General features: G+C 56.5%; 11 protein-coding genes. 4 read left to right on the top strand and 7 right to left on the bottom strand.

The features are described 5' to 3' along the window. Window positions 1-11: 11 nt before the first annotated feature. Window positions 12-551: a GNAT family N-acetyltransferase gene (locus tag N037_RS08970; RefSeq protein WP_023333757.1), complete on the bottom strand. Its 540-nt coding sequence runs from the start codon at window positions 549-551 to the stop codon at window positions 12-14. Between the two features lie 147 nt (window positions 552-698). Here N037_RS08970 and N037_RS08965 point away from each other — a divergent pair, with 147 nt between their 5' ends. Then, window positions 699-2,288, top strand: coding sequence for an STY4199 family HEPN domain-containing protein (locus tag N037_RS08965; RefSeq protein WP_032640386.1), 1,590 nt, complete (start codon window positions 699-701; stop codon window positions 2,286-2,288). 120 nt (window positions 2,289-2,408) lie between these two features. On the opposite strand, the gene N037_RS08960 is transcribed toward N037_RS08965, so the two are convergent. The 3 genes from N037_RS08960 to N037_RS08950 form a co-directional block, all read right to left on the bottom strand. Next, complete coding sequence (locus N037_RS08960; protein ID WP_032640384.1) at window positions 2,409-4,058, bottom strand: alpha,alpha-trehalase; 1,650 nt, start codon at window positions 4,056-4,058, stop codon at window positions 2,409-2,411. Between the two features lie 182 nt (window positions 4,059-4,240). Continuing rightward, window positions 4,241-5,593 carry a glutathione-disulfide reductase gene (gene gorA, locus N037_RS08955; RefSeq protein ID WP_032640382.1) on the bottom strand — a complete coding sequence of 451 codons (1,353 nt, stop codon included), beginning with the start codon at window positions 5,591-5,593 and terminating at the stop codon, window positions 4,241-4,243. A 71-nt stretch (window positions 5,594-5,664) separates the two neighbouring features. Then, window positions 5,665-6,507, bottom strand: a complete 843-nt coding sequence (locus N037_RS08950) for a 23S rRNA (adenine(2030)-N(6))-methyltransferase RlmJ (RefSeq protein ID WP_032640380.1) — start codon at window positions 6,505-6,507, stop codon at window positions 5,665-5,667. Between the two features lie 207 nt (window positions 6,508-6,714). Between N037_RS08950 and prlC the strand changes: the two genes are divergently transcribed. Both prlC and rsmJ read left to right on the top strand, forming a co-directional pair. Continuing rightward, entirely contained in the window at window positions 6,715-8,757 is a 2,043-nt protein-coding gene (gene prlC / locus N037_RS08945) for an oligopeptidase A (RefSeq protein WP_023333752.1), read from the top strand. Window positions 8,758-8,764: 7 nt separating this feature from the next. Next, window positions 8,765-9,517 carry a 16S rRNA (guanine(1516)-N(2))-methyltransferase RsmJ gene (gene rsmJ / locus N037_RS08940; protein ID WP_032640378.1) on the top strand — a complete coding sequence of 251 codons (753 nt, stop codon included), beginning with the start codon at window positions 8,765-8,767 and terminating at the stop codon, window positions 9,515-9,517. Between the two features lie 133 nt (window positions 9,518-9,650). Here rsmJ and uspA read toward each other — a convergent pair whose 3' ends face one another. Further along, the gene (uspA, locus tag N037_RS08935) at window positions 9,651-10,088 is read right to left on the bottom strand and encodes a universal stress protein UspA (protein WP_003861223.1); all 438 of its coding nucleotides are present in this window, start codon (window positions 10,086-10,088) and stop codon (window positions 9,651-9,653) included. A 283-nt stretch (window positions 10,089-10,371) separates the two neighbouring features. On the opposite strand from uspA, the gene uspB reads away from it, so the two are divergent. Further along, window positions 10,372-10,707: a universal stress protein UspB gene (uspB, locus tag N037_RS08930; RefSeq protein WP_003861224.1), complete on the top strand. Its 336-nt coding sequence runs from the start codon at window positions 10,372-10,374 to the stop codon at window positions 10,705-10,707. A gap of 43 nt (window positions 10,708-10,750) precedes the next feature. Here uspB and N037_RS08925 read toward each other — a convergent pair whose 3' ends face one another. Together N037_RS08925 and pitA are read right to left on the bottom strand one after the other, a co-directional pair. Then, the gene (locus N037_RS08925) at window positions 10,751-11,158 is read right to left on the bottom strand and encodes a hypothetical protein (RefSeq protein ID WP_032640376.1); all 408 of its coding nucleotides are present in this window, start codon (window positions 11,156-11,158) and stop codon (window positions 10,751-10,753) included. Between the two features lie 185 nt (window positions 11,159-11,343). Further along, complete coding sequence (gene pitA / locus N037_RS08920) at window positions 11,344-12,843, bottom strand: inorganic phosphate transporter PitA (RefSeq protein ID WP_008503116.1); 1,500 nt, start codon at window positions 12,841-12,843, stop codon at window positions 11,344-11,346. Window positions 12,844-13,057 lie beyond the last annotated feature (214 nt).

Genomic DNA, 13,057 nt, shown 5'->3' with positions numbered 1-13,057 from the left:
ATGGCTGTTGATCAGGAATTATTATTCAGGTATTCCTGCTGTAATAAACCAAATAGCCAGTCATTTTGCCAGCGCCCCGCAAGGTAATAGCTCTCGCGTAATTCGCCTTCCAGGCGAAAGCGGGCTTTTTCCAGCAGGCGTCGTGAAGCGACATTCCCCGCGGTGACGGTGGCGGTGAGTCGCCGTATACCGCCCTGATGAAAAGCGTAATCGCAAAGCGCTTTCAGGGATTCAAAGCCGTAGCCTTTCCCCTGCGCCTCGGGTGCGAAAAGGAAGCCCACTTCAGCGCAGTCCTCCTCCCGATGAATATACCCGGTAACGCCCAGCGGGACCTGTGAAGCGGTATCACGTACGACGAGACAAAGCCAGTGCGCGCTGCCTGGTGACCATGGCGTCAGGCGCGAATCAAACGCCTCGCGGATCGCCGCGACGGGGCGGTCTTCCGCCACAAAGCGCATAACGTCGGGATGCTGCTGTAGCGCCAGAAAAAAGGGCCAGTCTTGTTCCTGCAGGGGCGAACAGGTAAGGCGAGGGGTAATTAAAACCGGCATTCGGATTCTCCTGAAACATTTTAAATGATTTTAGGGTTGTCACTTTATTTCAACAGAAAGTCAGGTATGGTTAACCGCGTATAAATAAAAAGAAAAAGGGCCGTCTCGTGCCCATTCCGGATGTCTCGTTGTCGCTTAAGGAAAACAATGACTCTCAGCACATCACACCATATTCGCGAACAGTTCGAACACTGTCTGGCGGTCATTCGCCATGCGTCGGTGGAAATTTTGCTTCTTCTGAATGTACATGCTTCTGAGGGCAAAGATCCACGATGGTTCCTGGAACAACTCGACAGCGCGCGATTAGCTCTGGGCGGCTGGGGAGCCGTTGCGAAAAAACTCAACCTGAATGATGCCGAGATGTCGGAATTTACGCTCCAGCTGCGCCTGCTCCAGCAGCGCGTTCCGCAGTATGAAAGCGGACAGGATGTGAGTGAAAACCAGCTTATTGCGGCGATGCGGTTTGTGACCGCGCTGGAACACCTTCGCCTGCAGCAGCCGCTGCTGACCTACAGCACGGACCTGGCGCCGGGAAGCGAACTTCAGCAGCAGCAGGCGCAAAAGCAGGTACGCGCAATTGAGCTGATGATTAAAGGGCTCATCCAGCAGGCCTGGCCCGATCAGGTGCGGCTGAACAACCATCTTAAGACCCTGTTTAACGCTGACCGCGTGCGGCGCTGGCTGAAGCTTGGCGAGATCAACGATGTCCTGAGCGGCATGATGTTCAGCGAGCTGGCGCAGATGCTGGTGGATAAAAAAGAGTTCAGCCGCTATTACGCCTCGCTGTTCAGCGACCCGTCTATGCTGACGCTGCTGGTTGAACCGCGCAAAACGCTGCAAACCTTCCTCGATGACATTCGGCAAATCCGCAACAACATTACCGTTCAGAAAACGTTAAGCTCGGCGCAAATTCAGCTGCTGGATAACTACTACGCGCAGATCGCGCGGCCAGTGCAACGCGCGTTTGAGGAGGGGAGAACGCGCGTCAATCCGGCCGGATTTATGGCGGTAGATGCCAGCGAACTGCATACCTTCTGGGAAAAGGCGCAGAAAATGGATCGGGTTACCGGTGGGGATCTGTTTGAAGTCCGTGACACCATTGAAAAGCCGACCCAGCGCGCGCCGCGCACCCCAGAACAACGCGAGCAGCTCATTTCCGGTGCGCTATGGGGAGCGGTTGGCGTCATGGTGATTGCCATCGTGGCGGGGGGCTTCTGGCTGGTGACCAGCAGCAAACCGCAGCCAGCCAGCGCCAGAGCGGCTGAAGCGGCCCCTCCGCAAGAAATGCGCGAGACGCCTTCCTCGCGCGAAACGCTCACGCGCATGGGGGTGACCTGGGACGAGAATAATTTCCGCTCGGCCATTAACCGCAACGATACCCGCGTGACCCTGCTATTTTTGCAGGGCGGTATGGACTGGAAGCTCTCCTGGACCGAAGAGGCGATGTCGGCAGGGTATGACGATGTGCTGGAGCTGATGTTACGTTACCGGCAGAACATGGTGGAAGAGAAGCCGTGCCGTCGCTTCATCAACACGCTCAGCCACGCCATGTCGAACGGCGAGTCTCTGACCTCGGTACGTAAAGAGTACCTCAAAGCCTTCTGCACCGTGCCTGCCGTGGTGAAACGCCAGCAGCACGATCTCGACATGGCCACACGCCGCGCGCAGTCACAGCCGGATGCCACCACGAAAAAATGGCAGTCTATTCAGAGTGCCATTTATGAGGTGATCCGCTAAAATTTTTCCCCTCACCCCAGCCCTCTCCCCAAAGGGGCGAGGGAGATAAAGAGCGCACCGTGCAGTCCCCTCTCCCCTCTGGGGAGAGGGTTAGGGTGAGGGCACCAGACCGCACCCCACTCAAGGCTCCCCATACAACCCAATCAGCCGCCGCACCACGCCGTTCGTCCAGCCGAAACCATCCTGCAGCGGATACTCACCCCCGCCACCTTCTCGCGGCGTACTGCTGGCGATGTGGTACTTCTCAATCAGCTTATGATGCGTCTGATAAAAATGGTTCACCGTATGCAGCCAGCTCCAGGCGATCTCATCGCCCAGCGAATCGTTGCCGTACTGCTTGAACCCCTGAATAGCCATCCACTGCAGTGGCGCCCAGCCGTTGGGTTTATCCCACTGCTCGCCGGTTTCGTACTCGGTAGCCAGAATTCCGCCCGGGGTCAGCAGCCGCGCTTTGACCGCGTCAGACAGGCGATCGGCCTGCTCGTGCGTCGCCATGCCAACGTACAGCGGCACAATGCTGGCGGCAGAAAACAGCGCCAGCTCTTCTCGCCGCCAGTCGTAATCGCGGTAACAGCCGCTCTCCTCATCCCACAGATAGCGGTTCACCGCCGCGCGGCGATCGTTGGCTTTCTGGCGGAATTCCTCTGCCGTCTCTTTATCCCCTTTCGACGCCGAAATGTTGGCGATAGCGCTTTCCAGCTTGAACAGGAAGGCGTTCAGATCGATAGGAATAAACTGCGTCGTGCGGATGCTGGCGAGCCGCGACGGATCGCGCAGCCAGCGGGACGAATAATCCCAGCCGGATGCCGCACCCGCGCGCAGATCGCGATACACCTCATTGGGCGGACGACCCGAGTGGCGCGCAGTTTCCACGTCTTCAATCCACGATTCGTCGCGTGGGGTATCACGGTCGTCCCAGTAGCGGTTGAGCAATGAACCGTCCGGCATGCGCACGGCGCTTCGGTAAGCCTGGTTAAGCAGCAGCGACTCCGCGCCGTCCATCCAGAAGGCGTACTCCATTTTAAGGTGATCCAGATAGCGTTTCGCACCGCGTACGCCGTCCTCCTCGAACAGCTCCACCATCAGGGCAAAGACCGGCGGCTGCGAACGGCTGAGATAATAGGTGCGGTTGCCGTTGGGGATATGGCCGTAGCGTTCAATCAGCCAGGCGAAGTTGTCCGCCATACATTTGAGCAGATCGTTACGGCCGCTCTCCGCCAGCCCCAGCATGGAGAAATAGGAATCCCAGTAGTAGGTCTCGCTGAAGCGCCCGCCGGGGACGATATAGGCCTGCGGCAGCGCCAGCAGGGAAGACCAGGGAATATGATCCTGCGGCTCGCGCGTCAGCACCGGCCACAGGTTATCGATGTGCTCTTTCAGGGAGAGTCCCGGGTCGGAGACATATTCTGTGCCGTAGGTTTCAGGCATCCAGAAGTGGTTCTCCACAAACTGGCGCAGGTCGAAATCCCGGTGGCGTCTGACCTTGCGGTAGCGGATCAGGATATCCAGGGGATCCATCTTCGGCGCACAGTCGGGGAAGGTTTTACTGTCAGCAAACAGCCGCGTCGACTGCACATGCTCGAACAGTTCAAGGTAGCGGTCTGCGGGCGTCAACGCATCGGAGGCGGGTAGCCCCTCGATCATTTCGGGTTCCGGCTCCGCCTCAATCATTTCATCCAGTTTCAACTCGCAGGGATCGGTCTCGTAGCGCAGCTCTTCTGCAATCTCGAATTCGATGTTCTCGGTAGCCTGTAGTTTCTGGTTGAACATGGTGATAGGGACCTCCGGTTGTGTGTTCAAAAGACAGGTTTATCCGGGCGTCTTATAAGCGTAGACATTCGCTTCGGTAGTTGGGGAGGGATATGTGCGGTAGATCACTATTTTCGGAGCATTCGTTTTGCAACGATTTATGAATGTTAAAAAAAATGCCCCTCCGGGGAGGGGCATCAGGATTAACGCATGGTCACAAACTCTTCCGCGGCCGTCGGGTGGATTGCCACCGTGTTGTCGAAGTCTTTCTTGGTTGCGCCCATCTTCAGCGCCACGGCGAAGCCCTGCAGGATCTCATCCATGCCGAAGCCGATGCCGTGGATACCGACAATCTTCTCGTCCGGGCCCACGCAGACCAGCTTCATGCGGCAAGGCTGACGGTGCGAGGTGACGGCGGTATACATCGCGGTGAACGCTGATTTATACACTTTCACCTGATCGTCGCCGTACTGCTCGCGCGCCTGCGGCTCGGTTAAGCCGACGGTGCCGATTGGCGGGTGGCTAAAGACTACGGTTGGGATAAGGTTGTAATCCAGATGCTCGTCCGGCTTGTTGTTGAACAGGCGCTCGGAGAGACGACGACCCGCCGCAACGGCCACTGGCGTCAGCTCAACCGCGCCGGTGTTGTCACCGACTGCATAAATGCCCGGTACGCTGGTATTCTGGAATTTATCGACGACGATATAGCCTTTTTCGTCGGTTTTCACCCCGGTCACGCCCAGGTTGAAGTTATCGTTCGCCGGTTCACGGCCAATCGCCCAGATCAGGCAATCGACGGTCTGGCTGCGGCCATCTTCCAGCTCCAGGGTCAGGCTGCCGTCCGCATTTTTCACCACCGCTTTTGGCACGGCGTTGGTGTGCAGGGTTGGGCCTTCGGCGTTCATCACTTCAACCAGCGTGTCGACAATCAGCGGGTCAAAGCTGCGCAGCGGCGCGTGTTTACGCACGAACAGGTGCGCTTCTGCGCCCAGGCCGTTAATCACGCCGGCCAGCTCTACCGCGATGTAACCCGCGCCAACAACGGCAACGCGCTTAGGCAGGGCAGGCAGCTCGAAGAAACCGTCGGAGTCGATGCCGTATTCCACGCCCGGGATGTTCGGGTGGCTCGGACGACCGCCGGTGGCGATCAGGATGTGATCGGCGGTGATCGTCTCGCCGTTCACTTCGATCGTTTTCGCGTCCACAAAGCGGGCGAAGCCGCGGATCACGTCGACGTTATTTTTGCCCAGCACGTTGTCGTACGAGGTGTGAATGCGGTCGATGTAGGCGGTACGGCTGGCGATCAGCTTGTCCCAGTCGAAGTTATTGATGGTAGTGTCAAAGCCATAATCCGGACCGTACATATGGATAGCTTCACGGATTTGCGCCGCATGCCACATCACCTTCTTCGGTACACAACCCACGTTCACGCAGGTGCCGCCCAGCGCTTTGGCTTCAATCAGCGCGCACTTCTGGCCGTACATGGCCGCACGGTTGATGGAGGCGATGCCGCCGCTGCCGCCGCCGATTGCGATGTAGTCATAATGCTTAGTCATAGCTTTTGTCCTTAATCGTGAATTGCCGCGATTGTATACCTGAAATCAATAGTTTCCACCGATGGCTGCGATTACTCCGGCACGATCCAACTGACGGTGGCGTGGCCTGTACCCGCTGGCACCAGCGTTTTATGCAGCCACGGCAGCACGTTGTTCATCTGCGCTTCGAGCTTCCACGGCGGGTTGATCACAATCATCCCGGAGGCGGTCATGCCGCGCTGATCGCTGTCCGGGCGTACCGCCAGCTCAATCTGCAGGATTTTGCGGATGCCGGTGGCTTCCAGGTCTTTGATCATGCGTTTGATTTGCGCGCGCAGCACCACCGGGTACCACAGGGCATAGGTGCCGGTAGCAAAGCGTTTGTAGCCTTCGTGGATACCGGTTACCACCGCCTGATAGTCGGTTTTGATTTCGTACGGCGGGTCGATCAGCACCAGGCCGCGACGGGAAACCGGCGGCAATTTGGCTTTCAGCTGCTGGTAGCCATCGGCTTTTTCCACGCGGGCGCGGCTGTCTTTCTGGAATTCAGAACGCAGCAGCGGGAAATCGCTCGGGTGCAGCTCGGTCAGCTGGAGGCTGTCCTGCTCGCGCAGCAGCTGGCGTGCAATCAGCGGCGAGCCCGGGTAATAGCGCAGCTGGCCGTTGCGGTTGAAGTGATTCACCACGCCGATGTACGGCTCCAGCTCGGCAGGCAGGTCGTCCTGCTGCCAGATGCGGGCAATCCCTTCCAGATATTCACCGGTACGCTCGGCATGCTCGCCGCTCAGCTGATAACGGCCCGCGCCCGCGTGCGTGTCCAGATAGAGAAACGGCTTCTCTTTCTCTTTGAGCGATTCGATGATCAGGCTCTGAACGGTGTGTTTAAGGACGTCGGCGTGGTTGCCTGCGTGGAAGCTGTGGCGATAACTGAGCATGGGTAATGATATTCCGCTGAATTGACGATTTGCCACAGTTTACAGCAGAACGGCGCAGATTACCCGTAGGCCCGGCAAGCGCAGTGCCACCGGGCGTTTTTCGACAACCTTCGGCATTGAAATCCTCTACACTTAACCCCATTCTAGATCCCATATGCACAGCGCCGGATGCGCGCTTCATTCACCTATTTCAACAGGACAGCGTTTATGACCAATCCATTACTGACGCCTTTTTCGTTGCCGCCGTTTTCTAAAATCCTCCCTGAGCATGTGGTTCCAGCCGTTACGCAATCGCTGGACAACTGCCGCGCGGCGGTAGAAAGCGTGGTAGCGCAGGGCGCGCCGTACACCTGGGAAAATCTGTGTCAGCCGCTGGCCGAAGTGGACGACGTGCTGGGGCGTATCTTCTCCCCGGTGAGCCACCTGAACTCGGTAAAGAACAGCCCGGAACTACGCGAAGCCTACGAACAGACCCTGCCGCTGCTCTCTGAGTACAGCACCTGGGTCGGCCAGCACGAAGGGCTCTACAAAGCCTACCGCGACCTGCGCGACGGCGACCATTATGCCGAACTGAACACGGCGCAGAAGAAATCGGTCGATAACGCGCTGCGTGATTTTGAGCTGTCCGGGATAGGCCTGCCAAAAGAGAAGCAGACCCGCTACGGTGAAATTGCCGCGCGTCTGTCCGAGCTGGGCAACCAGTACAGCAACAACGTCCTCGACGCCACTATGGGCTGGACGAAGCTGATTACCGACGAAGCGGAGCTGGCGGGTATGCCGGAAAGCGCGCTGGCGGCGGCAAAAGCCCAGGCCGAAGCGAAAGAGCAGGACGGTTTCCTGTTAACGCTGGATATCCCGAGCTACCTGCCGGTAATGACCTACTGCGACAACCAGGCCCTGCGCGAAGAGATGTACCGCGCGTACAGCACCCGCGCCTCCGATCAGGGGCCGAATGCCGGTAAGTGGGACAACAGCCCGGTAATGGCGGAAATCCTTGCCCTGCGTCACGAGCTGGCACAGCTGCTGGGCTTCGAAAACTACGCCGATAAATCCCTCGCCACCAAAATGGCGGAGAACCCGCAGCAGGTGCTCGACTTCCTGACCGATCTGGCGAAACGCGCCCGTCCTCAGGGTGAGAAAGAGCTGGCCCAGCTGCGCGCCTTCGCGAAAGCGGAGTTCGGCGTGGACGAGCTGCAGCCGTGGGACATCGCCTGGTACAGCGAAAAACAGAAGCAACACCTCTACAGCATCAGCGACGAGCAGCTGCGCCCGTATTTCCCTGAAAACAAAGCCGTTAACGGCCTTTTCGAGGTGGTAAAACGCATCTATGGCATCACCGCCAAAGAGCGTACCGATATCGACGTCTGGCACCCGGACGTGCGCTTCTTCGAGCTTTATGACGAGAAAAACGAGCTGCGTGGCAGCTTCTACCTCGATCTCTACGCGCGTGAGAACAAGCGCGGCGGGGCGTGGATGGACGACTGCGTGGGCCAGATGCGTAAAGCCGACGGCTCTTTGCAAAAGCCGGTCGCCTACCTGACCTGTAACTTTAACCGTCCGGTGAACGGCAAACCGGCGCTGTTCACCCATGATGAAGTGATCACCCTGTTCCACGAGTTCGGTCACGGTCTGCACCACATGCTGACCCGCATCGAAACCGCAGGCGTGGCGGGCATCAGCGGGGTGCCGTGGGATGCGGTCGAGCTGCCAAGCCAGTTTATGGAAAACTGGTGCTGGGAGCCGGACGCGCTGGCGTTTATCTCCGGTCACTATGAAACCGGCGAACCGCTGCCGAAGGAACTGCTGGATAAAATGCTGGCGGCGAAAAACTACCAGGCGGCGATGTTCATCCTGCGTCAGCTGGAGTTCGGCCTGTTCGACTTCCGCCTGCACGCGGAGTTCAGCCCGGAGCAGGGCGCGAAAATCCTTGAAACCCTGGCCGAGATTAAAAAGCAGGTTGCCGTTATTCCTGGACCAACCTGGGGCCGCTTCCCGCATGCCTTCAGCCACATCTTCGCAGGCGGCTACGCGGCGGGTTACTACAGCTACCTGTGGGCCGACGTGCTGGCGGCAGATGCCTTCTCTCGCTTCGAAGAAGAGGGGATCTTCAACCGCGAAACCGGGCAGTCGTTCCTCGATAACATCCTGACCCGTGGCGGGTCTGAAGAGCCGATGGTGCTGTTCAAACGCTTCCGCGGCCGCGAGCCGCAGCTGGATGCGATGCTTGAGCATTACGGGATCAAAGGCTGATTGTTACGTGAAGATCTGCTTAGTGGATGAAACAGGTGCCGGAGACGGCGCCTTATCTGTTCTGGCGGCCCGCTGGGGGCTGGAGCACGATGAAGAAAACCTGATGGCGCTGGTGATGACGACAGCGCATCTTGAATTACGCAAGCGCGACGAACCGAAGCTCGGCGGGATTTTTGTCGACTTTGTCGGCGGCGCGATGGCGCACCGGCGCAAGTTCGGCGGCGGTCGCGGCGAGGCGGTGGCTAAAGCGGTTGGGATTAAAGGAAGCTATCTGCCGGACGTGGTTGATGCCACGGCGGGGCTGGGGCGCGATGCGTTTGTGCTGGCCTCTGTTGGCTGTCACGTGCGGATGCTGGAGCGTAATCCGGTGGTCGCTGCGCTGCTCGACGATGGGCTAGCGCGGGGCTATGCGGACCCGGAAATCGGCCCATGGCTGCAGGAAAGACTACAGCTGATCCATGCGTCCAGCCTGACGGCGCTGACGGATATCACCCCGCGCCCGCAGGTGGTCTATCTCGACCCTATGTTCCCGCATAAGCAGAAAAGCGCGCTGGTGAAGAAAGAGATGCGGGTGTTTCAGTCGCTGGTGGGGCCGGATTTGGATGCAGATGGCCTTCTGGAGCCAGCTCGTCAGCTTGCAACGAAGCGGGTGGTGGTAAAGCGCCCGGACTATGCGCCGCCGCTGGCGGACGTTGCCACGACCAATGCGGTGACCACCAAAGGGCACCGGTTTGATATTTATTCGGGAACGCCAGAATAGTGCGGGCTGATGCCCTCACCCTAACCCTCTCCCACAGGGAGAGGGAACAAACATTAAAAACGGCAACCATGTTGCCGTTTTGCTTTTACCCTGTAGGCCCGGTAAGCGTTAGCGCCACCGGGCTTATTTGCACTTACTCGTCTTCTTCGTCACGCAGCGGAACAATCAGCATATCCACGTGAACGGTGTTAATCAGCTGGCGCGCTGAAGACATCAGCTTGCTCCAGAAGTCCTGATGGTGACCGCACACCACCAGGTCCATGTCGTATTTCTTGATCGCATCAACCAGCACCTGGCCCAGGTCGCCGCTACCGCTCAGGGTTTCGGTAATCGGGTAGCCCGCGTTGGTGGACAGTTCGCTCAGGGCGTGGTGAGTCTCTTCGGAGATGCGTTTCTGCATGTCGCCAAGATTCACGTCGATCAGACCGGTGTAGAGGTCGGAGTAATTCACGTCAACGTGAATCAGCGAAACTTTCGCGTTGTAAGGACGTGCCATGGATACCGCTTTATCAACCAGCACTTTGCTCTCCGGGGAGAGGTCAACCGCGATGAGAATGTGTTTGTAAGCCATAGTGTTACTCCTTCCTTAAGTTATCGATGACTAAATGGGAAAGCCGTCGTCTGATGCTTTCATTACGGCCCAGTTAAACATATTTTTCAAGCTTTGGTGTTGATAACGATTAACCTTGTGGCAAAAAAATTAACGGATCTCCTACACTATTAAATGAGCCGTTCGGATATTAAAACGCGAACCGGATCGACTTTTGGTCATTCTTTCACTGAACTGTCTGTCAGGGCATTGGGGTGCGGTAGCTCAGGAGCCTTGCTTCGTGGGCGGACGCCGGGGAGGATGTATGATTAGCACCGTCGCATTGTTTTGGGCGTTATGCGTGGTTTGCATAGTGAATATGGCGCGCTACTTCTCATCGTTACGTGCGCTGTTAGTGGTACTTCGTGGTTGCGATCCGTTGCTTTATCAGTATGTGGACGGTGGAGGTTTCTTCACCTCGCATGGACAGCCCAGCAAGCAGATGCGTCTGGTGGGATACATCTACTACCAGCGCTACCGCGATCATCACGATGAAGAATTTATTCGTCGCTGCGAGCGCCTGCGTCGTCAGTTCATTTTGACCAGCGCCCTGTGCGGGCTGGTCGTGGTCAGTATGATTGCATTGATGATTTGGCACTGAGCACCACAGCAGGCGGGGTCAGCCCCGCCTTCTTTCCTCTGGCTCAGGGCTTAACTGAGAACCGGAGATCGGAGATATCGCTCTCAATCGAAATAACCTTCCCGCTATAGGCAATTTTCACTTCCCCGCTTGTATCAATACTGGCTGAGGTTATCGTGCCTGTACCTTCGATGACAGGATGCTTCATGGTCAACTGATGGATAATGTCTGAATCTTTTCCTGCGATCTCCCCCGAGAGATAGTAACGGTAAATTGGTGATACGGTTGTGCCACCCTGATTGTTCACGGTCATATAGAGCCAGACGCTGTCAGATAATTTATAAACGCGCTGAAGTTCATCGTGATTTCGCTGATTAGGCTGGTGGTTTAGCCATACAAATCCAATGACCAGAATCAGAAGCGAAAGCGTCACAAGGGAGTGAATCCATTTAGTAGCCGTTTTGAATGGCATAGTCTATTCCGTCATGGGTGTTGTTTGGATTGAGAACATTCGCGAGGATAATAGTTATTTGTGAACTAAAAATCTGAACAGATAGTGTTCAGATTGCCCTGATTACAGCACTGGGTTGAGTAAAAAAAACAGCCATAAAAAAAGCGGGTCAGTTTCCTGACCCGCTTTTTGTCGCCTTCAACCGATTAAATCAGCTTCAGCGAAATCCAGTACAAACCGCCGGACAGCAGGATTGAGGCCGGAAGGGTGAACACCCAGGCCATCAGAATGTTAGTCACGGTTTTGCGCTGCAGGCCGCCACCGTCAACAATCATGGTACCTGCCACGGACGAAGAGAGTACGTGGGTGGTGGATACCGGCATACCGGTGTAGCTCGCCAGACCGATAGAAACCGCCGCCGTCATCTGCGCGGACATACCCTGCGCATAGGTCATGCCTTTCTTACCGATCTTCTCACCGATGGTGGTCGCCACACGACGCCAGCCAATCATCGTACCGATACCGAGCGCCAGCGCGACGGCCATGATGATCCAGATTGGCGCGTACTCGATGGTGTTGAGCATATCGCCTTTCAGTTTCTTCAGGAGACGCTGGTCGTCAGCATTCACGTCAGGCAGCTTCGCCACTTTATCCGTCACATCAGAGATGCACAGCATAATGCGACGCAGCTGACCACGCTGCTCTACGGTCAGTTTGTCATAGCTTTCGATATTGCCCAGCATGCCTTTCGCACGTTCCAGCGCATTAATCGCGTTTGCCGGATGGCAGTGGAACTCACCTGGTGCAGTTGTGGCACCGGCTTCCGGAGAAGGAATTAACTGGTCAACGCCGGTCGCTTTTTTCAGCAGCTCAGGGTGCTGCTGGAAATAGGTTTCGACGTTGTTCACCGCATCGCGGGTACGGGTGATTTCGTAGCCAGAGGCGTTCATGTTGACCACGAATCCTGCCGGTGCGACGCCAATCAGTACCAGCATCACCAGACCAATGCCTTTCTGACCATCGTTCGCGCCGTGTGAGAAAGCCACGCCGATAGCGGAAATGATCAGGGCAATCCGCGTCCAGAATGGCGGCTTTTTCTTGCCGTCTTTCTTTTCACGCTCTGCCGGCGTCAGGTGAATACGGGAGCGCTTTTTAGTATTGCTCCAGTAACGACGCAGGATGAAGATCAGCCCGCCAGCCACCACCAGACCCACGATAGGGGAGACGATGAGTGAGGCGAAGATCCCCAGTACTTTCGGGATATTTAACGCATCAACAACCGATGTACCGGTCATGAGGGCGTTCGTTAACCCGATACCGATAATCGCGCCGATGAGTGTGTGAGAACTGGATGCAGGCAGGCCGAAATACCAGGTACCGAGGTTCCAGATAATTGCAGCAAGCAGCATTGAGAACACCATAGCAAGGCCATGGCCAGAACTAACGTTAAGCAGCAGATCCGTTGGCAGCATATGCACAATGGCATACGCAACGCTCAGTCCGCCCAGGAGGACACCAAAAAAGTTAAATACCGCCGCCATAACAACCGCAAGCTGCGATCGCATTGCGCGAGTGTAAATAACCGTCGCTACTGCGTTTGCAGTGTCGTGGAAGCCGTTGATCGCTTCGTAAAACAGTACAAAAACCAGAGCAAGCAATAATAAAAGCCCGGTATGTAAATCCAGGCCGGCAAACAAATGTAGCATAGGACGTTACGCCATTTTGAGGACATGAACGCGGCGCATTATCCAGGACAAATGCACGGCGGGCAAAGTGAAATATAGACTTTTTTTGACATACCATCTGATTTGAGAAAAGTGCCTGAAAGGATATTCTTTAAATTTCAATGAAATGGCTTTGTAATATCTTTTTACGCTGGTGTGACCACAGAGGAAACTTTACAATCCGCGGCAGTTAACA

The organism is Enterobacter sp. EGD-HP1 (genome assembly GCF_000733275.2).
Classification (GTDB): Bacteria; Pseudomonadota; Gammaproteobacteria; order Enterobacterales; family Enterobacteriaceae; genus Enterobacter.
Note: the sequence above shows the minus strand (reverse complement) of the source record. Positions and strands in the feature narration are given on the sequence as shown.

Coding starts and splice junctions, on each gene's coding strand:
- N037_RS08965 (WP_032640386.1), top strand. CDS start 699: ATGACTCTCAGCACATCACACCATATTCGCGAACAGTTCGAACACTGT.
- N037_RS08960 (WP_032640384.1), bottom strand. CDS start 4,058: ATGTTCAACCAGAAACTACAGGCTACCGAGAACATCGAATTCGAGATT.
- gorA (WP_032640382.1), bottom strand. CDS start 5,593: ATGACTAAGCATTATGACTACATCGCAATCGGCGGCGGCAGCGGCGGC.
- N037_RS08925 (WP_032640376.1), bottom strand. CDS start 11,158: ATGCCATTCAAAACGGCTACTAAATGGATTCACTCCCTTGTGACGCTT.
- prlC (WP_023333752.1), top strand. CDS start 6,715: ATGACCAATCCATTACTGACGCCTTTTTCGTTGCCGCCGTTTTCTAAA.
- pitA (WP_008503116.1), bottom strand. CDS start 12,843: ATGCTACATTTGTTTGCCGGCCTGGATTTACATACCGGGCTTTTATTA.
- N037_RS08970 (WP_023333757.1), bottom strand. CDS start 551: ATGCCGGTTTTAATTACCCCTCGCCTTACCTGTTCGCCCCTGCAGGAA.
- N037_RS08950 (WP_032640380.1), bottom strand. CDS start 6,507: ATGCTCAGTTATCGCCACAGCTTCCACGCAGGCAACCACGCCGACGTC.
- uspB (WP_003861224.1), top strand. CDS start 10,372: ATGATTAGCACCGTCGCATTGTTTTGGGCGTTATGCGTGGTTTGCATA.
- uspA (WP_003861223.1), bottom strand. CDS start 10,088: ATGGCTTACAAACACATTCTCATCGCGGTTGACCTCTCCCCGGAGAGC.